General features: G+C 63.7%; 18 protein-coding genes. 12 read left to right on the top strand and 6 right to left on the bottom strand.

The genetic code is table 11. The annotated features are described in order from the left end of the window. The first annotated feature begins 61 nt into the window (after positions 1-61). Positions 62-655, top strand: a complete 594-nt coding sequence (plsY, locus tag ABIE49_RS04185; protein WP_192733699.1) for a glycerol-3-phosphate 1-O-acyltransferase PlsY — start codon at positions 62-64, stop codon at positions 653-655. 94 nt (positions 656-749) lie between these two features. Here plsY and ABIE49_RS04190 read toward each other — a convergent pair whose 3' ends face one another. Next, positions 750-1,988 (bottom strand): amidase, encoded by a 1,239-nt coding sequence (locus ABIE49_RS04190; RefSeq protein WP_192733700.1) that lies wholly within the window; start codon positions 1,986-1,988, stop codon positions 750-752. 130 nt (positions 1,989-2,118) lie between these two features. Between ABIE49_RS04190 and dprA the strand changes: the two genes are divergently transcribed. Then, positions 2,119-3,237 carry a DNA-processing protein DprA gene (dprA, locus tag ABIE49_RS04195; protein ID WP_192733701.1) on the top strand — a complete coding sequence of 373 codons (1,119 nt, stop codon included), beginning with the start codon at positions 2,119-2,121 and terminating at the stop codon, positions 3,235-3,237. 97 nt (positions 3,238-3,334) lie between these two features. On the opposite strand, the gene ABIE49_RS04200 is transcribed toward dprA, so the two are convergent. Continuing rightward, on the bottom strand, positions 3,335-3,736 hold the full coding sequence (locus ABIE49_RS04200) for a winged helix-turn-helix transcriptional regulator (RefSeq protein ID WP_354066583.1): 402 nt from the start codon (positions 3,734-3,736) through the stop codon (positions 3,335-3,337). Between the two features lie 96 nt (positions 3,737-3,832). On the opposite strand from ABIE49_RS04200, the gene ABIE49_RS04205 reads away from it, so the two are divergent. Beyond that, positions 3,833-4,441, top strand: a complete 609-nt coding sequence (locus ABIE49_RS04205; protein WP_192733702.1) for an FMN-dependent NADH-azoreductase — start codon at positions 3,833-3,835, stop codon at positions 4,439-4,441. Between the two features lie 356 nt (positions 4,442-4,797). On the opposite strand, the gene ABIE49_RS04210 is transcribed toward ABIE49_RS04205, so the two are convergent. After that, positions 4,798-5,571 (bottom strand): SDR family NAD(P)-dependent oxidoreductase, encoded by a 774-nt coding sequence (locus ABIE49_RS04210; protein ID WP_192733703.1) that lies wholly within the window; start codon positions 5,569-5,571, stop codon positions 4,798-4,800. 155 nt (positions 5,572-5,726) lie between these two features. On the opposite strand from ABIE49_RS04210, the gene ABIE49_RS04215 reads away from it, so the two are divergent. Continuing rightward, positions 5,727-6,212, top strand: coding sequence for a winged helix-turn-helix transcriptional regulator (locus ABIE49_RS04215; RefSeq protein WP_192733704.1), 486 nt, complete (start codon positions 5,727-5,729; stop codon positions 6,210-6,212). A 12-nt stretch (positions 6,213-6,224) separates the two neighbouring features. On the opposite strand, the gene ABIE49_RS04220 is transcribed toward ABIE49_RS04215, so the two are convergent. After that, positions 6,225-6,368 (bottom strand): hypothetical protein, encoded by a 144-nt coding sequence (locus ABIE49_RS04220; RefSeq protein WP_192733705.1) that lies wholly within the window; start codon positions 6,366-6,368, stop codon positions 6,225-6,227. Between the two features lie 339 nt (positions 6,369-6,707). Here ABIE49_RS04220 and topA point away from each other — a divergent pair, with 339 nt between their 5' ends. The 6 genes from topA (at position 6,708) to rpmG (ending at position 14,847) form a co-directional block, all read left to right on the top strand. After that, complete coding sequence (topA, locus tag ABIE49_RS04225; protein ID WP_192733706.1) at positions 6,708-9,467, top strand: type I DNA topoisomerase; 2,760 nt, start codon at positions 6,708-6,710, stop codon at positions 9,465-9,467. Continuing rightward, a complete protein-coding gene (gene rnr / locus ABIE49_RS04230) occupies positions 9,468-11,807 on the top strand; it encodes a ribonuclease R (RefSeq protein ID WP_192733707.1) in 2,340 nt (779 codons plus the stop codon). After that, on the top strand, positions 11,795-12,235 hold the full coding sequence (locus ABIE49_RS04235) for a DUF983 domain-containing protein (RefSeq protein ID WP_192733708.1): 441 nt from the start codon (positions 11,795-11,797) through the stop codon (positions 12,233-12,235). Before rnr ends, ABIE49_RS04235 begins: the two co-directional genes overlap by 13 nt. A gap of 34 nt (positions 12,236-12,269) precedes the next feature. Further along, a complete protein-coding gene (locus tag ABIE49_RS04240) occupies positions 12,270-13,007 on the top strand; it encodes an NUDIX hydrolase (protein ID WP_192733709.1) in 738 nt (245 codons plus the stop codon). A 221-nt stretch (positions 13,008-13,228) separates the two neighbouring features. Further along, positions 13,229-14,554, top strand: coding sequence for an LLM class flavin-dependent oxidoreductase (locus ABIE49_RS04245; protein ID WP_192733710.1), 1,326 nt, complete (start codon positions 13,229-13,231; stop codon positions 14,552-14,554). A gap of 125 nt (positions 14,555-14,679) precedes the next feature. Continuing rightward, the gene (gene rpmG, locus ABIE49_RS04250) at positions 14,680-14,847 is read left to right on the top strand and encodes a 50S ribosomal protein L33 (RefSeq protein WP_027537094.1); all 168 of its coding nucleotides are present in this window, start codon (positions 14,680-14,682) and stop codon (positions 14,845-14,847) included. 64 nt (positions 14,848-14,911) lie between these two features. Here the strand turns inward: rpmG and ABIE49_RS04255 are convergent, their stop codons facing one another. Further along, on the bottom strand, positions 14,912-16,147 hold the full coding sequence (locus ABIE49_RS04255; protein ID WP_192733711.1) for an MFS transporter: 1,236 nt from the start codon (positions 16,145-16,147) through the stop codon (positions 14,912-14,914). Positions 16,148-16,281: 134 nt separating this feature from the next. On the opposite strand from ABIE49_RS04255, the gene ABIE49_RS04260 reads away from it, so the two are divergent. Both ABIE49_RS04260 and ABIE49_RS04265 read left to right on the top strand, forming a co-directional pair. Next, a complete protein-coding gene (locus ABIE49_RS04260; RefSeq protein WP_192733712.1) occupies positions 16,282-16,878 on the top strand; it encodes a TetR/AcrR family transcriptional regulator in 597 nt (198 codons plus the stop codon). A 184-nt stretch (positions 16,879-17,062) separates the two neighbouring features. Then, on the top strand, positions 17,063-18,268 hold the full coding sequence (locus ABIE49_RS04265) for a serine hydrolase domain-containing protein (protein WP_354066584.1): 1,206 nt from the start codon (positions 17,063-17,065) through the stop codon (positions 18,266-18,268). Between the two features lie 8 nt (positions 18,269-18,276). Here the strand turns inward: ABIE49_RS04265 and ABIE49_RS04270 are convergent, their stop codons facing one another. Further along, a complete protein-coding gene (locus tag ABIE49_RS04270) occupies positions 18,277-19,653 on the bottom strand; it encodes a PleD family two-component system response regulator (protein WP_192733713.1) in 1,377 nt (458 codons plus the stop codon). Positions 19,654-19,660: the final 7 nt, after the last annotated feature.

The following is a 19,660-nucleotide window of genomic DNA, read 5'->3' on the forward strand; positions in this document are numbered from 1 at the left end:
CGTCAAGAAAACGCGTCAAAAAAAGACGTGCGCGAAGCACTCCGCGGCGGGAGCAACGGCGATGACGTTTGAGCCATTCCTCATCGTTGCGTTTTTCGTGGGCTATTTCTTCGGCTCGATTCCGTTCGGGCTGTTGCTGACCAAGTTCGCCGGCACCGAGGATCTGCGCTCGATCGGCTCCGGCAGTATCGGCGCCACCAACGTGCTCCGCACCGGCCGCAAGAGCCTCGCCGCCGGGACGCTGATCGGCGACGCGCTCAAGGGCACGCTCGCGGTCGTCGTCTGCGGCTATTATGGCGGCCCCAACGCCGCGATGCTGGCCGCATTCGGCGCCTTTCTCGGCCATCTCTATCCGGTCTGGCTCAAGTTCAAAGGCGGCAAAGGCGTCGCGACCTATATCGGCGTGCTGATCGGCCTGTTCTGGCCCGCGGCCATCGTGTTCTGCGTGATGTGGATCGCGACCGCCATCACCACGCGCTACTCGTCGCTGTCGGCATTGATCGCGGCCTTCGTGACGCCGCTGTTCCTGTGGTGGTTCCTCCACCCGGCGCTGGCTTCGCTGTTTGCGGTGATGACGCTATTGCTGTTCTACGCGCACCGCGAAAACATCAAGCGCCTGCAGACCGGAACCGAGAGCCGGATCGGCGCGAAATAAGCTCGTATCGTAGCCCGGCTGAGCGGCAGCGATATCCGGGGTGCTGTTAGATCTCTCCCGGATGTCGAGTCGCTCATCCGGGCTACGCACTTCCTCACCGCGCCAGCGCTTCCTCGACGAACTGCGCCGCTGCCAGCGCCTTCGCATCGTCGCCATAGCGCGCGATAACCTGCACGCCGACCGGCAATCCGCCGGCAGCGATATGCGCGGGGATGTTGACGCAGGGCGTTCCCATCAGCGTCCACAGCCGGTTGTAGCGGGCGTCGCCCGTCGAGCCCAATCCCGCAGGTGCTGCACCAGGGGCTGATATGGCCAGCAGCACGTCGACGTCTTCGAAAACTTTTGCCAGCGCGATTCTGGCCTGACGTGTAACTTGCATCGCCCCGTCATAGGCGGCGGGCAGCATGCCCTTGCTTTCGTCGAGCCGTCCACGCAGGTTCGGCGCGACGGCGTCGTAATGGACGCGGTATTCAAAGGCGAGCGCCTGATGCGCTTCGAATTCCTGCACTGTCGGATGCTGGCGCCATGCTTCGGCTACGATCTCCGGCATCGCCAGCGTGCGCACGGATGCCCCTGCCCGTTCCGCAGCTTTGGCAGCGATCTGCAGCGCCTCGGCGCCTTCGGCCTCCGGTGCACCGGCAAAGTCCTGGGTCACGACGCCGATACGTGGCGTCGGCACCAACGCCTGCGGCAAAAATTCATCCCGGCCTGTCATCGCCGCAAGCCCGTGCGCGACGTCGCGAACACTGGCCGCGAACAAACCGACCGTATCCAGCGTCCACGAATAACACTTCACGCCGACGGTCGGCAGCAGGCGGTAGGACGGTTTGATCGCGGCACAGCCGCAGAACGACGCCGGCCGGATCACCGAGCCACCGGTCTGCGTGCCCAGCGCCAGCGGGATCATGCCGGCCGCGACCGCGGCTGCCGAGCCTGCCGATGATCCACCCGGCGTGTGAGCATTGTTGCGCGGGTTGAGCGTCGCGGTCGGGTCTGACGATGCGAACGCCGTCGTCGTGGTCTTGCCGACGATGCTGGCCCCTGCCGCCTTCAGCGCCATCACGACAGCCGCATCGCCGCGAGACTGGAACCCCTTGTAGATCGACGAGCCCATCTCGGTCGGAAAATCAGCGGTATCCATGATGTCCTTGATGCCGACGGCGACGCCGCGCAACGGCCCGGCGTTCTCGGCGCGGATGCTCGGATCATGGCAGACGAAGGCGCCGATCGTTTTCTCTTGCGCGCCGATCGCCTCCAGCGACTGGGCAATCGCGGCATCCGCGGAAAGATCACCCTGCGCGATACGGCGTTGAAGGTCGGCGAGCGAGATCATGGACACTCCTCCTGCGGCGGACCAACGGGTTTTACGGAGTGGGCCGGAACGGGGCAACGCATCGGCGGGCATGGCAGCCGTGAGAAGAGGTGTTGATTGCAATCTCCGGTTGGGCAAAGCTGGCACCGAAATGCACGACCGAACGCCCAGCACGCCCCACCTCACCGATTCCGAGCGGATCGACCGGTTGCGGCTCATTCGTTCCGACAATGTCGGCCCACGCACCTTCGCCTCGCTGCTGCGGCACTTCGGCAGCGCCCGCGCCGCGCTGGAGCGGCTGCCCGATCTGGCGCGGCGGGGCGGCGCGTCAGGACCGGGGCGCATCTGCAGCGAGGATGACGCGCGGGGTGAACTCGCAGCTGGCCGAAAGATCGGCCTCGCTCTCGTCGTGCCCGGTGAAGCCGGCTACCCGCCGCGGCTGGCCACGCTGGACGATGCGCCGCCGCTGCTCGGCATCCGTGGCGCGCCCGAGGTGATGATGCGGCCGATGATTGCGATCGTCGGCTCGCGCAATGCCTCCGGCGCCGGATTGAAATTCGCAGGCCAGATCGCGCGCGACCTCGGCGAAGCCGGTTTTGTCGTTATCTCCGGATTGGCACGCGGCATCGACCAGGCCGCGCATCGGGCAACGGTTGCGAGCGGCACGGTTGCGGTGCTGGCCGGTGGCCATGACCGGATCTATCCGCCTGAGCATGAGGACCTGCTGGCCGCATTGCTCGAACATGGCGGCGCGATTTCGGAAATGCCGCTTGGCCATGTGCCGCGCGCCCGCGATTTTCCGCGCCGCAATCGCCTGATCTCCGGCGCTTCGCTCGGCGTCGTCGTGGTCGAAGCCGCCCACCGCTCCGGATCGCTGATCACGGCGCGGATGGCCGCCGAACAGGGCCGCGAGGTGTTTGCTGTCCCCGGCTCGCCGCTCGATCCCCGCGCCGCCGGCACCAACGATCTGATAAAACAGGGCGCGACGCTGACCACGGATGCGTCCGACGTGATCAACGCAGTCGCGCCGATCATGGAGCGGCCGGTCGCAATTGAACTGCGCGAGGGCGACGGCGAGCCGCTGGATTTCGACGCGGGCGTTAGCGAACGCAAGCACATCATCGATCTGCTCGGACCAAGCCCGATCAGCCTCGACGATCTGATCCGGATGTCGGACGCCTCGCCCGCGATCGTCCGATCGGTGCTGCTCGAACTCGAGCTTGCCGGACGGCTGGAGCGCCACGGCGGCGGGCTGGTGTCGCTGGTTTAAGAGCGCAGCGCCCTGGGCAGTGCCAAGACACAAAATCGCGAAAACAACCCCATGCAAAGAAAGACAGGGCCGCAAGCTACGGTATCAAATTACCCGCTCAACGTTTGTCATTACGCGCGTCGAAACTGCTGCGCGCGCCTTCGATCTCGGCTTGGTGATCGAACGCCCATTTTCCCAGCGCTTCAACCGGCTTCGACAGCCCGCGCCCGAGATCAGTCAGTTCATAATCGACGCGCGGCGGAATGGTCGGGAATACGGTTCGGGTGACGAGGCCGTCCCGCTCGAGGCCGCGCAGCGTCAGCGTCAGCATGCGCTGCGAGATGCCGCCCACCATGCGCTTGAGTTCGTTGAAGCGCAGCGGCCCGCCACCGAGCATCATGATGACGAACACGCTCCATTTGTCGCCGACCCGCGCCAGGATAGAGGCCACGCCACGGCAGTCACTGCTCTCGTGAGCGCTGGGCGGCAGGACAGGCACATTGATGTGCTCGGGTCTCATGGATGTGCTCAGGTTTCAAAAATGTGCGTTCTTGCGAGGTTTTAGGACAGTCACTCATATAGCGCCAGTTACAAACCAATACCAAGGGTGACCCAAATGAAACTTCTGCATATCGACTCCAGCGTCCTCGGCCCCCACTCCGTCAGCCGCCAGGTTTCCGCCGCCATCGTGGACCGGCTGCGCCAATCCACTCCCGGCCTTGAGGTCAGCTACCGCGATCTGACCCTGACGCCGCTGGCGCATCTGTCGGGCTCGCATCTCGCCGCGAGTCAGGGCGCCACGCCCGAGGCATCGCTGCAGCCGGACCTCGCCGCCGGCCAAGCGGTGCTGGAAGAGTTTCTCGCCGCCGACATCGTGGTGCTCGGCGCGCCCATGTACAATTTCACCATTCCGAGCCAGCTCAAGGCCTGGATCGATCGCATATTGGTGGCGGGCAAGACGTTCAAATATGGCGCACAGGGCGTCGAGGGGCTGGCCGGCAACAAGCGCGTCATCGTCGCGATCTCGCGCGGTGGATATTACGGCCCCGGCACACCGGCCGCCGTCGGTGAACATCTGGAAACCTATTTGCGCTGGGTGTTCGGCTTCATCGGCATCGCCAATCCCGAATTCATCTCCGCCGACGGAATCCAGGTCGGTCCCGAGCACCGCGAAAAAGCGGTTGCCGGCGCGCTGAAAGCCGCGGGCAATCTGAACGCAGCCTGAGTTGGTGCGTGAGCGGTTGCCGTCGCCAGGCGCGTGACGGCAGCCGCTCCAATCAGAAAACGCCGTTGATACGGAGGATAACGACAATCAAGGAGAACAGGAGACCGACACCCGAAAACAGCGCGACTGAAACAAATTGCGCAGTGTCCGAATTTTCCGCCGGGGTCGAGGAGATGCCAGTGGTCTTCGGCACGACTGGGCTCACCGGTTCATGGTTGTTTACGAAACTCCTGTCCTTGAAATCTCAAGCAGTTACACGCCTGGTTCAATGCGCGTTCTGGCTCAGCGCCAATCCGCCGCAGGGCGCAAGCCGGCCAGCGTCCCGCCGGCCGGCGACGATATTGCCGGATATCCGCCTATCCCCGATAGATCGGCGCTCCGCTTGGCGAGGCCGTAGCACCCCCGTCGACGAACAACTCCTGCCCCTGGATATGCGCGGCATCGTCGGAGGCGAGGAACAGCACCGTCTTCGAAATGTGATCGGGTTCGCCGATGCGGCCGAGCGGCGTGGTGGCGCCGATGCGCTGCTCGAAGGCCTTTTCGGCTTCGGGCGTCGCCAGTGCCGCGCCCCAGATCGGGGTGCGGATCGCACCCGGCGAGACCACGTTGACTCGGATATTGCGCGGCGACAGTTCGGACGCCATCACCCGCGCCATCGCACGCACGCCGGCCTTGCTGGCTGCATAGGCGGAATAGCCGGGGTTGCCGAGCACCGAAATCACCGAGCCGTTCAGGATAATGGAAGCGCCGTCGTTGAGATGCGGCACCGCGGCCTGCACCGTGAAGAATACCGCCGTGATGTTCGTCCGGATCACGCTCTCAAAGGTTTCGAGCGTGGCTGATCCAAGCGGCGTGCCGCCGGCAATGCCGGCATTGGCGAAGATGACGTCGAGCTTGCCGAACTTGGCCACCGCCTGCCGAATCGCGGCCTCGGTCGCCGCGATGTCGGTGGCGTCGGCGGCGATCGCAAGCGCGTTCGGACCCAGCTCTTGTGCGGCCGCCTCCAGGGTCTCCTTGTTGCGTCCGGTGATGGCGACGCGCGCCCCCTCCGCCACGAACAGCTTGGCCGTCGCAAGTCCGATGCCGCTGTTTCCGCCAGTAATGAACGCCGTCTTGTTCGCCAGTCTCACGGGAGCCTCCGATGGTTGCATTATTAAACTAAGTTGCCATCTAGAGCATCTGGTTGTATAATGCAACCACACAAGGCTGTGATCATCCAAAGCGTTTTCGAGTGGAGTCCGGTTCGCGTGAAGAAAACGCGTCAAACAAATCCGCGGAGATGGCCATGGTGAAACGGACGAGCTTCGAGAACGACGATTGCCCGATCGCGCGATCGCTGGACGCGATCGGCGACTGGTGGTCGCTTCTGATCATCCGCGAGGCATTATTCGGCAGCCGCCGCTTCGGCGAATTCCAGAAAAGTCTCGGGCTCGCCAAGAACATCCTCACCGTGCGGCTGCGCGCGCTGGTCGATCAGGGCATTCTCAAGCTGGCTCCCGCCTCCGATGGCAGCGCCTATCAGGAATATCTTTTGACGCCGAAAGGCCGCGGCGTGTTTCCGATCCTGGTAGCGTTGCGCCAGTGGAGCGAGGAATTCGACGATCACCCTGCGGAAATCGCGACTATCCTGGTCGACAAGGAAAAGGGCCGCCCCGTTCGCAAGCTCGAACTCTATTCGCAAGATGGGCGGCTATTGACCGCGGCCGATACCGCGCTCAAGCCGCGCCCGGACGCCAAGTCATCACGGAAGCTCAGGTCTATTTCGGCCTGAACAGAAGGCTGCTCACGACAGCTTGCGCTTGCTCCGCAGCCGCAGATGCTCTTGGGCTTCCAGCAGCGCCATCCCGAGCAAATGGCTGAGGACCTCAAGCCGGTGGCGCTCGGCGAGTTTTGTCAATTCGGCAACGGTCTCCGCGATGAAGGCCACGGCCTCGTCGGGGCCGCCCTCCTCACCTGATTCAACCGCTTGATATCGCCGATTACCGCCCGAAGCGGTGCGCTTCCGGCCGCCCCCTGCCTTGCTCAAATAAAATGCACCCAATCCCATATAATATGGACGAGAAATAACCGCTTTGCGGGCGCAACTCTAGGGCGCAATTCGCAACTTCCTGTATATAAGTTCGGGCGTCCAAGACCCCTTTCTGGCCCCTCCTCATGATCTGTCGATTTGACAGGGGCCGCCTCACCACCCATGTTCGGGTCGAAACGGCGGCCGCGAGTCTCGCGGAACCGGCCTTAATCTTTTCCCGTAAGCTATTGGAATGACATGAATATCGTCATTGTGGAGTCGCCGGCGAAAGCCAAGACGATCAACAAATATTTGGGCGCCTCCTACGAGGTTCTGGCCTCGTTCGGCCATGTTCGCGACCTCCCCGCCAAGAACGGATCGGTCGATCCGGACGCCAATTTTCAGATGATCTGGGAGGTCGACCCCAAGGCGGCCGGCCGGCTCAACGATATCGCCAAGGCCCTGAAGGGCGCCGACCGACTGATTCTCGCAACCGACCCTGATCGCGAGGGCGAAGCAATCTCCTGGCACGTGCTCGAAGTGCTCAAGGAAAAGCGCGCGCTGAAGGACCACAAGATCGAGCGCGTGGTGTTCAACGCCATCACCAAGCAGGCGGTGACCGATGCGATGAAGTCGCCGCGCCAGATCGATGGCGCGCTGGTCGACGCCTATATGGCGCGGCGCGCGCTGGACTATCTGGTCGGCTTCACGCTCTCGCCGGTGCTGTGGCGCAAGCTGCCGGGCGCCCGCTCGGCCGGCCGCGTGCAGTCGGTGGCGTTGCGGCTGGTTTGCGACCGCGAACTCGAAATCGAAAAGTTCGTGCCCCGCGAATACTGGTCGCTGGTGGCAACGCTGACGACGCCACGCGGCGATACGTTCGAAGCGCGGCTGGTCGGCGCCGACGGCAAGAAGATCCAGCGGCTCGACATCGGCACCGGCGCTGAAGCCGAAGACCTCAAAAAAGCGATCGAGGCCGCCAACTTCACGGTCTCGACCGTCGAAGCCAAGCCCGCCCGCCGCAATCCGCAGGCCCCCTTCACCACCTCGACGCTGCAGCAGGAAGCCAGCCGCAAGCTCGGCTTTGCGCCGGCGCATACGATGCGGATCGCGCAGCGCCTGTATGAAGGCATCGATATCGGCGGCGAGACCACCGGTCTCATCACCTATATGCGGACCGACGGCGTGCAGATCGACGGCTCGGCCATCACCCAGGCCCGCAAGGTGATCGGCGAGGATTACGGCAACGCCTATGTGCCGGAGGCGCCGCGCCAGTACCAGACCAAGGCCAAGAACGCGCAGGAAGCGCATGAAGCGATCCGCCCGACCGATATGTCGCGCCGTCCGGCCGAAATGCGCCGGCGTCTCGATACCGATCAGGCCAAGCTGTATGAGCTGATCTGGATCCGCACCATCGCAAGCCAGATGGAATCCGCCGAACTCGAGCGCACCACCGTCGATATCGCCGCCAAGGCCGGCTCACGCGTGCTGGACCTGCGCGCCAGCGGCCAGGTGGTGAAGTTCGACGGCTTCCTCGCGCTCTACCAGGAAGGCCGCGACGACGAGGAAGACGAGGATTCCCGTCGCCTCCCCGCGATGAGCGAGGGCGAAGCGCTGAAGCGGCAGGATCTCGCCGTCACCCAGCATTTCACTGAACCGCCGCCGCGCTTCTCCGAAGCGTCGCTGGTCAAGCGGATGGAAGAACTCGGCATCGGCCGGCCCTCGACCTACGCTTCCATCCTGCAGGTCCTGAAGGACCGCGGCTACGTCAAGCTCGAGAAGAAGCGATTGCATGGCGAGGACAAGGGCCGCGTCGTAGTCGCGTTCCTGGAAAACTTCTTCGCGCGCTATGTCGAGTACGACTTCACCGCCAATCTGGAAGAGCAGCTCGACCGCATCTCCAACAACGAAATTTCCTGGCAGGATGTGCTGAAGGAATTCTGGACCGGCTTCGCCGGCGCGGTCAACGACATCAAGGATATTCGCGTCTCCGAAGTGCTCGATGCGCTCGACGACATGCTGGGCCCGCACATCTATCCACCGCGCGCGGATGGCGGCGATGTCCGGCAGTGCCCGACGTGCGGCACCGGCAGGCTCAATTTGAAGGCTGGAAAGTTCGGCGCCTTTGTCGGCTGCTCGAATTATCCGGAATGCCGTCACACCCGTCCGCTTGCCGCTGACAGCGAGGCCAGCGCCGACCGCGTCCTCGGCAAGGATCCCGCAACCGATCTCGACGTGGCGGTGAAGGCCGGCCGCTTCGGTCCCTACATCCAGCTCGGCGAGCAGAAGGATTATGCCGAAGGCGAAAAGCCGCGCCGCGCCGGTATCCCGAAGAACACGTCGCCCGGCGACATGGAGCTGGAGCTCGCGCTCAAACTGCTGTCGCTGCCGCGCGAAATTGGAAAGCATCCGGAAACCGGCGAGCCGATCACCGCCGGCATCGGGCGCTTCGGCCCATTCGTGCGCCACGAAAAGACCTATGCGAGCCTGGAAGCCGGTGACGAGGTGTTCGACATCGGCCTCAATCGCGCGGTGACGCTGATCGCCGAAAAGATCTTGAAGGGCCCGAGCGGCCGCCGCTTCGGCGCCGATCCCGGCAAGCCGATCGGCGAGCATCCGAGTCTGGGCGGTGTCGCGGTGAAGAACGGCCGCTACGGCGCTTACGTGACCGCCGGCGGCGTCAACGCCACCATTCCGAGCGACAAGACGCCGGACACCATCACGCTCGCCGAAGCCATTGCACTGATCGACGAACGCGCCGCCAAGGGCGGCGGCAAGCCGAAGCGTGGCGCGAAGAAAGCCGCACCGAAGAAGACTTCCAAAGCCAAGGCGCCCGTTGATCCCGACGCGCCAAAACCCGCCAAGAAGGCCGCGGTGAAGAAGGCCGCCGCAAAACCGAAATCGGAAGCCGTCAGCAAGGCGCGCGCGCCGGTCGCGTCTGCTGCAAAGACGTCAGCCGCAAAGCCTGCAGCAGCACCCAAAACGCCTGCGAAGAAGAGCGCGGGCAAGGCCCGGGGATAAGTGAAGAGAAAACACGACAATGGCTTTCCGGCCCGGGACGCCATCGTTGCCTTCATCCGTGCGAATCCAGGCAAGATCGGCACCCGCGAGATCGCTCGCGAGTTCGGCCTGAAGAACGCCGACCGCGTCGAGCTGAAGCGAATCCTGCGCGAACTTGCCGACGAAGGCACCATCGCCAAGCGCGGCCGCAAGGTTCTCGAGCCCGCCGCGCTGCCGCCGACCGTGATGGCCGACATCACCGGCCGCGATACCGACGGCGAACTGCTCGCTACCCCCACCGAATGGGATGAAGAGGAATTCGGCGCGGCACCGAAGATCCGCATCCATGTTCCGCGTCGTCCGCAACCGGGCACCGCCGCCGGGGTCGGCGACCGCGCGCTGCTCCGCGTCGAAAAGACCGACGACACCGCTGGCACGCCCTATCGCGGGCGCGTCATCAAGGTCATCGACCACGCTCGCACCCGCCTGCTCGGCATTTTTCGGAAGCTTGCCAATGGCGGCGGAAGGATGATTCCTGTCGACAAGAAGCAGGCCGGACGCGAATTGAACATCGCAAGCTCAGACACCGGCGGCGCCGAGGATGGCGACCTCATCAGCGTCGATCTGGTGCGCACGCGCGGCTACGGGCTTGCGTCGGGCAAGGTAAAGGAGCGGCTCGGCTCGCTCGCGACCGAAAAAGCGGTCAGCCTGATCGCGATCCACGCCCACGACATTCCGCAGGCCTTCACACCATCAGCATTGCGCGAAGCCGAGGACGCAAAGCCTGCGATCCTCAAGGGCCGCGAGGACTGGCGCGAGCTGCCGCTCGTGACCATCGATCCGCCCGACGCCAAGGACCATGACGACGCGGTCCATGCCGCGCCCGATGACGATCCGAACAACAAGGGCGGCTACATCGTCCATGTCGCCATCGCCGATGTCGCGTTCTATGTGCGCCCGGGTTCGGCGCTCGATCGCGATGCGCTGACGCGTGGCAACTCGGTCTATTTCCCGGACCGCGTGGTGCCGATGCTGCCCGAGCGCATCTCCAACGATCTCTGCTCGCTGGTGCCGGGCGAGCCGCGCGGTGCGCTCGCGGTGCGGATGGTGATCGGCCCTGACGGCCGCAAGCGCTCGCACAGTTTTCATCGGGTGCTGATGCGTTCCGCCGCCAAGCTCAATTACGCCCAGGCGCAGGCCGCGATCGACGGACGCCCCGACGACACCACCGGTCCCCTGCTCGAGCCGATCCTCAAACCGCTCTATGCGGCCTATGCACTGGTAAAACTGGCGCGCGACGAGCGTGATCCGCTGGATCTTGATCTGCCCGAGCGCAAGATCCTGCTGAAGCCTGACGGCACCGTCGATCGCGTCATCGTGCCGGAGCGGCTGGATGCGCACCGGCTGATCGAGGAGTTCATGATCCTCGCCAACGTCGCCGCCGCCGAAATGCTGGAGAAGAAGGCGCTGCCGCTGATCTACCGCGTGCACGACGAGCCCAGCCAGGAGAAGGTCCACAACCTCCAGGAATTTTTGAAGACGCTGGACCTGCCGTTTGCAAAAGCCGGCGCGTTGCGCCCCGCCTTGTTCAATCGCGTGCTGGGCCAGGTCCGCGGCGAGGACTATGAGCCGCTGGTCAATGAAGTGGTGCTGCGCTCGCAGGCGCAGGCGGAATATTCGGCGGAGAATTACGGCCATTTCGGCCTCAACCTGCGGCGCTATGCGCATTTCACTTCGCCGATCCGGCGATACGCCGATCTGATCGTGCATCGCGCGCTGATCCGCGCGCTCGGCCTCGGCGAAGGCGCGCTGCCGGACGCCGAAACGCTGGAAACGCTGAGCGAGGTCGCCGCGCAGATTTCCGTCACCGAACGCCGCGCCATGAAGGCCGAGCGCGAAACCGCCGACCGGCTGATCGCGCATTTCCTCGCCGACCGCATCGGCGCGACGTTCCAGGGCCGCATTTCCGGCGTCACCCGCGCCGGACTGTTCGTGAAGTTGTCTGATACCGGCGCCGACGGGCTGATCCCGATCCGCACGCTGGGAACAGAATATTTCAACTATGACGAGACCCGCCACGCGCTCGTCGGCTCACGCAGCGGTGCCATGCACCGGCTGGGGGACGTTGTCGACGTACGTCTGGTAGAAGCAGCACCAGTAGCTGGCGCGCTGCGGTTCGAGTTACTATCTGAAGGCAAGGTCATTCCGCGCGGCAGAAAACAGGGCGGCCGCCGCGAAGGTTCGAAAGCCCCGGTCACGCCATCGAAGACGCGTCCGGGCCGTAGCCCGCATCCGAAGGAACGCAAGTCCGGTAAAGGCAAGCCCGGCAAATCGAAGAGAGGCAAGTCATGGAAACGGTGAACCCCGCGACGACAGTCTGGACCAGGGAATCCGTGAAGGGCGAAAAGCGTGACCTCTGGAGCGCGATGAAGCGCGGCTTCATGTGCCGTTGCCCGCGCTGCGGCGAAGGCAAGCTGTTTCGCGCGTTCCTGAAAGTCGACGACCACTGCAAGACCTGCGGGCTCGATTACACGCCGCACCGCGCCGATGATTTGCCGGCCTATCTCGTGATCGTCATCGTCGGCCATATCGTGGTACCGGTCGTGCTGTGGGTGGAAACCAATTATTCGCCGGCTATCTGGCTGCAAATGGCGATCTACCTGCCCTTCACCTTCCTCTCGTCGCTGTTGCTGCTGCAACCGGTCAAGGGCGCGGTCGTGGGCTTCCAGTGGGCGCTACGCATGCATGGCTTTGATGAAAATGCCCCTAGCGACATCCCTCCGGTCTAGCTAAACCAAGACCAACAAGAGCCTGAGGGATGGAATGACCGAAGCAGCGCCTGCAATCGTCGAAGGAAAAGAAGCCGATCACCATCCCTATTTCCGACCAAAGGATGCCGCGACGCTGATCCTGATCGACCGGAGCGGCGACAAGCCGAAGGTGCTGGTCGGCAAACGCCACGACAATGTGGTGTTCATGCCCGGCAAATATGTTTTCCCCGGCGGCCGCGTCGACAAGGCTGACAACCGCGTTCCCGTTGCCGCACCCATCACCGGCGAGCTCGAAGCCAATCTACTGAAGGGCAGCCCGAAGATCGCGCCGTCGCGCGCACGTGCGCTGGCGGTAGCGGCGATCCGCGAGGCCTGCGAAGAGACCGGGCTCTGCCTCGGCCGCAAGGTCGAAAAGCCCGTAAAACTCGAAGGCACCTGGCAGCCGTTCTCGGATGCCGGCCTGCTGCCTGATCCGTCCAGCCTGTTCCTGATCGCACGCGCGATCACCCCGCCCGGCCGCGTCCGTCGTTTCGACACCCGCTTCTTCACCGCCGACGCTTCCGCCATCGCCCACAAGGTCGAGGGCGTGATCCACGCCGACGCCGAACTGGTGGAACTGGTCTGGGTCGAGATCGGCTCGAAACCGCTCGCCGATGCGCATGCCATGACCAAGAACGTGCTCGCCGAACTCGACCGCCGCCTCGCCACCGGCCCGCTGCGCCACGACGCACCGGTGCCGTTCTTCCATTTCTACGGCGGCAAGATGCAGAAGGACGTGCTGGGGGCGTAAGCTCTCACTCCCTCCCCGTCATTGCGAGGAGCGTAGCGACGAAGCAATCCATCTATCCGTTTGCGCCGCGCGATGGATTGCTTCGCTTCGCTCGCAATGACGCTGAAATATCCTCTGCGTGCCCTCTAAATCGTAAAATCCTTCTCGGCCTACCCCAATGGCGGCGACCCAATCGCCTCCCTATCTCTTTCCTCAACAGCAACGAACACGGAAACGGGGCGATGGCACAGCGGCAACTCAAGCTCGGCGCGTTCATGCGACCGGTCTCTATCCACACCGGCGCGTGGCGCTATCCCGGGGCTTGGCCGGACGCCAATTTCAATTTCCCGCGTATCAAGAAACTGATCCAGAAACTCGAAGCCGGCAAGTTCGACGCCTTCTTCATGGCCGACCATCTGGCCGTGCTGAACATGCCGGTCAATGCGCTCAAGCGCAGCCACACCGTGACCTCGTTCGAACCGTTCACGCTGTTGTCGGCGCTGGCCGGCGCCACCGAACATATCGGCCTGATCGCAACGGGTTCGACCACGTTCGACGAGCCCTATCATGTCGCGCGCCGTTTTGCTTCGCTCGACCACATCAGCAATGGGCGCGCGGGATGGAATATCGTCACCACCTCCAATCCGGACGCCGCGCTGAATTTCGGGCTCGACGATCATATGGAGCATGCCGAGCGCTACAAGCGGGCTCGCGAATTCTATGACGTCGTTACCGGCCTGTGGGATTCCTTTGCCGACGATGCCTTTGTGCGCGACGTCGAATCCGGCCTCTATTTCGATCCCGCCAAAATGCACGTGCTCAATCACAAGGGAAAATATCTGAGCGTGCGCGGCCCCCTCAACATCGCCCGTCCCGTGCAGGGCTGGCCGTTGATCGTGCAGGCCGGTGCCTCCGACGACGGCCGGCAGTTGGCGGCAGAGACCGCGGAAGCCGTGTTCACCGGCGGCGGCAGTCTCGCCGATGCCCAAAAGCTCTACGCCGACATCAAGGGCCGGATGGAAAAGGTTGGCCGCAACCCCGAGCATCTCGTTATCCTGCCCGGCGCATTCGTCGTGGTCGGCGACAGCGTGGAAGAGGCAAAGGAGAAGCGCGCAAAGCTCGACAGCATGGTGCATTACGACAGCGCGATCGCCTCGCTGTCGGTCCAGCTCGGCACCGACGCCTCCGGTTTCGATCCCGACGGCCAGTTGCCGCCGATTCCCGAGACCAACGCCAGCAAGAGCGGCCGCCAGCGCCTGGTCGATGTCGCGGCGCGCGACAAGCTCACCGTGCGCCAGCTCGCCCAGCGTGTCGGCGGCTATGGCGGCCTCTCCTTTGTCGGCACGCCCGTGACCATCGCCGACCAGATGGAGGAATGGCTGGTGAGCCGCGGCAGCGACGGTTTCAACATCATGTTCCCGTTCCTGCCCGCCGGGCTCGACGATTTCGTCGATCGGGTGGTGCCGGAACTGCAGAGACGCGGGATTTTCCGCAAAGAATATGAGGGCCGGACGCTGCGGGAGAATTTGGGGCTGCCGAGGCCGAAAAACCGGTTCTTTGAGGGTTAATTGCCTAGATTTGGACCGGATTCGCCGCTGAAAACCTTGACTTTGGGCGATCAGAAGCTAGGTTGCCGCACAAATGCGGGCCGATTTGGCTGGCACCCGATTTTCACACATCAAGGGTTTTAAACATGGCCAAAGCGGTCACCATCAAGGTCAAGCTCGTTTCCACGGCGGACACCGGCTTCTACTACGTCGCCAAGAAGAATTCGCGCACCATGACCGACAAGCTGGTCAAGAAGAAGTATGACCCGGTCGCGCGCAAGCACGTCGAGTTCAAGGAATCGAAGATCAAGTAACGTCGCAAACCATCGCTGACGAACGAACGGGGCCTCGCGGCCCCGTTTTGATTCTGTGCGTGCTCTAAACCGCCTGCATCTGTCGTGGCGGCTCGCTTGGCCTGATCAGCGCGAACGCGACCTGGATGATGCCGCCGGCCAGGCCCAGCGCGACGCCGATCCGCCACGCCATGGTGTATGAGCCGAGCTGGTCGTAGATCAGCCCGCCGCCATAAGCGCCGAGGAACGAGCCGATCTGGTGGCTCATGAAGGCGAGACCCTGAATCATCGCCTGCCATTTCAGGCCGAACATTTCAGCGACGGCGCCCGCGACCAGCGGACCGACGCCCATCCAGAGGAAACCCATGATCGCGCCGAACAACAGCGTGGTCGCCGGCGTTGCCGGCAGCATGAAGTACCAGGCGAGCGCGATCGAACGGAAAATGTAGATGCCGCCGAGCAGCGCCAACTTGTTCCAGCGCTGGCCGGCCCAACCGAAGAACAGGCTGCCCAGCACGTTGAAGCCGCCGATCATGCCGAGCGTCTGCGCGCTCAGCATCGGATCGAGGCCGCAGATCAAAAGATAGGACGGCAGATGCGTGGTGAGAAACACGAGCTGCATGCCGCAGACGAAATAGGCGCAGGTCATCACCACGAACGAGGCGTTGCCGAACGCGATCTTGGCGGCGGTTGAGGCCGAAGCGTCGCTGATGTCGTCGGCGGCCCTGGGCGGCAGCGGGATCTTGTCGGCCCTGCCCGCGTACCAGGCGGCCGGCAGCATGAACAGCGACAGGATCACAAAGCCGGCGACGCCGGCGCGCCAGCCAAAACCTTCATTCAACATCTGCCCGATCGGCGCCGACACCAATGCGCCGAGCGACCCCGCCGCCGAGACCATGCCCATCACCGTGCTGCGCACGGTAGCGGGCACCGCGCGCGCGGAAACCGACATCGCAATCGCATTGGCCGTGCAGGCCAGCGAGAAACCGATCAGCAGACCCGCGCCGATCAGGATCGGGATCATCCCGTGCGCGGTCGCCATCAGGGCAAGGCCCACGATGTACATCAGCGTGCCCACGATCATGATCGGGCGGAAGCCGTAGCGCACCGTCATGGCGCCGGCGACAGGCTGCAGGAATCCCCAGGCGAGGTTTTGTACGGCCAGCGCCAACGTGAAATCCGACACCGAAATTCCGATGTCCTTCGTCAGCGGCTGCATGAAAATACCAAAACTCTGCCGCAGGCCCATGCTCAGGGTCAGCATCACGGACGCGCCGATCAGGATGGGGAGTGTTGGACGCAGGATTTGCAGCAGGGCCATTGTTTTTATTCTCCCTATCGGCCGCGATTCAAAAGCCGCGTCCTGCAATTGGCATCTGAAATAGGTACACAGACCTGTGTACCTAGTCTATAACGGGCCCCGACTGTCAAGGCTGAAGGATATCGCGCACGCGCATGGCACCCCTGCCCGCCAAACCAGACATGAAGGACCGGATTCTCGAAACCGCGGATAGGCTGTTCTATCTGCAGGGGATTCGTGCGGTCGGCGTCGACACGATCGCGGCCGAAATCGGCATCAGCAAGCGCACGCTGTACAACCACTTCCCCTCCAAGGATGCGTTGATCTCGGCCTATCTGGCACGCCGCTTCGTTCAGCCGCGCCCGTCCGAGAAGCCGCCGGTCGAACAGATTCTCGGCACCTTCGATGCGCTGGAGCGGCGCTTTGCAGCCAAGGATTTTCGCGGCTGCCCGTTCGTCAACGCGGTCGCCGAACTCGGCAGCGAGGATCAATCCGTCCGCAAGATCGCCATCGCATTCAAGGAAAGCCGCCGTCTCTGGTTTCGCGATCTTCTGGTGCAGCTCGGCGCCGCCGACGCGGAAGGCCTTGCGACGCAGCTCGCGTTGCTGGTCGACGGTTCGATCGCGCAGGATCTCGTTCGCAACGACCCCGCGATGGCGCGCGCGGCGAAAGCGGCCGCAACGGTGTTGCTGAAGCATGCCGGAGTGAAGGTCGGTGGGGCCGCGCAAATGCCGCAAGTAAAAACACGGTGAGATAATCATGCTCTATCGTCGTCCCTGCGCACGCAGGGACCCATACGCCGTGGCCTTTCAATAGGGCGATGTGGTAGCTACCTTCCGCTGCCAGTGAGGCCGGTGATTATGGGTCCCTGCGTTCGCAGGGACGACAAAAAAATTCGGCCCGTGCGATGCGCATGCCGGCAAATGAGGAAACACCATGGAAGACTTGACGGTGACCGCCAAGGGTTACGACTTCAAACCGGCCCACGCGGCCATGCAGCGCTATATCGACGGCAATCTGCTGTCCGGCATCTCGTGGGCTGTCATGGTCGGCCGCGATCTGGTTGATGTCAATTGCGTCGGCTGGGCCGACAAGGAAGCGCAGACGCCGCTACGGCCCGACCACATCTTTCGGATTTTTTCCAACACCAAGCTGATCACTTCCTGCGCCGCATTGTTGCTGGTCGAGGAAGGCAAATTGCGCCTCGATGATCCGATCGAGAAATTTATTCCGCAGCTTGGAAACCGAAAAATATTGCGCGCTGGCGCGACCTCGCTGGATGACACGGAGCCGGCGAAGAGCTCGATCACGATCCGCCAGCTCCTGAGCCACAGCTCCGGTCTGAGCTACGGGTTTTTCGATCCCGGCACCACGATCTTCAAGGCGCTCAACGAGCGCGGCGTCCACAACCCGATGACGACGCTGGCCCAGATGGTCGATGTGCTGGCCGACCTGCCGCTGATCTATCAGCCGGGGACGTCCTGGGAATACTCGCTTGCCATCGACGTGGTGGCACGGCTGGTGGAAATCATCAGCGGCCAAAGCTTCGACAAGTTCATCCAGGCGCGGATACTCGATCCGCTGGGCATGGTCGATACCGGTTTCGTCGTGCCGGAAAAGGATCAGGGCCGGCTGGTCGCGTACTACGCCGGCGCCGACATGATGGAGCCGATGAAGCCGGGGCTCACCCGCACCGATAACGCGCCCTTCCCCGGCGCCTATCTGCGGCCCATTGCGCGGCTCAGTGGCGGCGGCGGCATGGTCTCAACGATGCCCGACATGGTCGCGTTGATCCGAAGCCTGCTGCCTGGCGGCCGAACGCTGCTCAAGCCGGAGAGCATTGCGCAGATGACGACCAACCAACTGCCGGACGGCCAGTGGATCCGCTTCGCCCTGATGGGCGAACAGGTCGGCAAGGCACACACGCTGGCCGGTGGGCTGATCGTCAAGCCGACGCCGTTCGACCACCCCGATGCTTCGGGCGAGCTCTATTGGGGCGGCCTCGCCGGCACGCAATGGTGGATTTCACCGCGACATACCATGGCCGGCGTGATGATGGCACAGCGGCAGATGGCGTTCGTCCATCCGTTCTCGTTCGAATTCAAGCGGCTGGCGTATGACGCGGTGAAGCGCGGGCGGTAGCGGAGGCCTTACGCCGCCGCCGAAACCACCACCCTGTTGCGTCCGTCGTGCTTGGCGCGATACAGCGCCGTGTCGGCGCGCTTCAGCACGTCGGCGACCGGCTCACCCTTGCGCTCCAGCGTGGACAGCCCGATCGAGACCGTGACCTCGATGCGCTTGGTGCCCTTGGCGATGGCGAAGGTCTCGCTCACGATCGAGCGGCGCAGCCGCTCCGCCACCATGCCTGCCACATGCAGGTCGGTCTCCGGCATCACGATGACGAACTCCTCGCCGCCATAGCGGCAGGCGAGATCGATGCCGCGGATCGACTTGCGGATGCGCACCGCGAATTCGCGCAGCACGTCGTCGCCGCCGTCATGGCCGTAATTGTCGTTGATGGCCTTGAAGAAATCGATGTCGAGGATCATCAGCGCCAGCGGCTTGCCGCGGCTCGAGGCCTGCTCGGCCAGCGTCGCCAGATGGCTCTCCATGTAGCGGCGGTTATGCAAGCCGGTCAGCGCGTCGGTGATCGCCATTTCGATCGAGTTCTGCACGTTGTCGCGCAGATGATCGGTATAGCGGCGCCTGCGGATCTGGGTGCGCGCGCGCGCCAAAAGTTCGTTCTTGTCGACCGGGCGCAGCAGATAGTCGTTGACGCCGATCTCGAGGCCGCGGAGCAGCCGCGCATTGTTGTCGGCGTCGGAGATCGCCAGGATCGGCACCTGACGGGTCCGCTCCAGCGAGCGCGCCTGGCTGCACAGCCGCAAGCCGTCGTAGTTTTCGAGGCTGAGGGAGACGATCAGCAGATCGTAATTGCCTTCGGCGGCGTGAAACAGCGCTTCGGCCGGATTGGCCTCGACATCGACGGTGTGCTCGGCGGAAAGCAGCGGCGCAAGCCGCTCGTAGGATGACGGGCGGTCGTCGACCAGGAGGATGCGTCCGCCGACGCCCTTGTCGGCCACGGCGGTGCGCTCGGGCGCTTCCATGCCGATTTCCAGCGAGGTGATGGCGCGCATGCGCAGCTCATCGGTCATCATCTTCAGCCGCGTCAGCGAACGGACGCGCGCGATCAGCACCACGTCGGACACCGGCTTGGTCAGGAAATCGTCGGCGCCGGCCTCGAGGCCGCGCACGCGGTCGGCCGGGCTGTCGAGCGCGGTGACTATCACGACCGGAATGAAATGCGTGGCCGGGTTGGACTTCAGCCGGCGGCAGACCTCAAAACCGTCCATGTCGGGCATCATGACGTCGAGCAGGATGATGTCGCATTCTGCGCGCGAACAGACATCCAGCGCCTCGGCGCCGTTGGTGGCGGTCAGCACATCGAAATACTCGGCCGACAGACGGGCTTCCAACAGCTTGACGTTGGCGGGAACATCATCGACGACCAGGATACGCGCAGACATCGAAACT

Origin of the sequence: Bradyrhizobium sp. OAE829, from assembly GCF_040546575.1 — a bacterium.
In the GTDB taxonomy this organism is placed as follows: Bacteria; Pseudomonadota; Alphaproteobacteria; order Rhizobiales; family Xanthobacteraceae; genus Bradyrhizobium.

What these genes read in the sequence shown, in the direction of transcription:
- ABIE49_RS04260 (WP_192733712.1), top strand. Translation starts at nt 16,282, where the DNA reads ATGGCACCCCTGCCCGCCAAACCAGACATGAAGGACCGGATTCTCGAA.
- ABIE49_RS04205 (WP_192733702.1), top strand. Translation starts at nt 3,833, where the DNA reads ATGAAACTTCTGCATATCGACTCCAGCGTCCTCGGCCCCCACTCCGTC.
- ABIE49_RS04255 (WP_192733711.1), bottom strand. Translation starts at nt 16,147, where the DNA reads ATGGCCCTGCTGCAAATCCTGCGTCCAACACTCCCCATCCTGATCGGC.
- ABIE49_RS04200 (WP_354066583.1), bottom strand. Translation starts at nt 3,736, where the DNA reads ATGAGACCCGAGCACATCAATGTGCCTGTCCTGCCGCCCAGCGCTCAC.
- rpmG (WP_027537094.1), top strand. Translation starts at nt 14,680, where the DNA reads ATGGCCAAAGCGGTCACCATCAAGGTCAAGCTCGTTTCCACGGCGGAC.
- ABIE49_RS04270 (WP_192733713.1), bottom strand. Translation starts at nt 19,653, where the DNA reads ATGTCTGCGCGTATCCTGGTCGTCGATGATGTTCCCGCCAACGTCAAG.
- ABIE49_RS04265 (WP_354066584.1), top strand. Translation starts at nt 17,063, where the DNA reads ATGGAAGACTTGACGGTGACCGCCAAGGGTTACGACTTCAAACCGGCC.
- ABIE49_RS04215 (WP_192733704.1), top strand. Translation starts at nt 5,727, where the DNA reads ATGGTGAAACGGACGAGCTTCGAGAACGACGATTGCCCGATCGCGCGA.
- ABIE49_RS04245 (WP_192733710.1), top strand. Translation starts at nt 13,229, where the DNA reads ATGGCACAGCGGCAACTCAAGCTCGGCGCGTTCATGCGACCGGTCTCT.
- ABIE49_RS04190 (WP_192733700.1), bottom strand. Translation starts at nt 1,988, where the DNA reads ATGATCTCGCTCGCCGACCTTCAACGCCGTATCGCGCAGGGTGATCTT.
- ABIE49_RS04235 (WP_192733708.1), top strand. Translation starts at nt 11,795, where the DNA reads ATGGAAACGGTGAACCCCGCGACGACAGTCTGGACCAGGGAATCCGTG.
- ABIE49_RS04240 (WP_192733709.1), top strand. Translation starts at nt 12,270, where the DNA reads ATGACCGAAGCAGCGCCTGCAATCGTCGAAGGAAAAGAAGCCGATCAC.
- topA (WP_192733706.1), top strand. Translation starts at nt 6,708, where the DNA reads ATGAATATCGTCATTGTGGAGTCGCCGGCGAAAGCCAAGACGATCAAC.
- dprA (WP_192733701.1), top strand. Translation starts at nt 2,119, where the DNA reads ATGCACGACCGAACGCCCAGCACGCCCCACCTCACCGATTCCGAGCGG.
- plsY (WP_192733699.1), top strand. Translation starts at nt 62, where the DNA reads ATGACGTTTGAGCCATTCCTCATCGTTGCGTTTTTCGTGGGCTATTTC.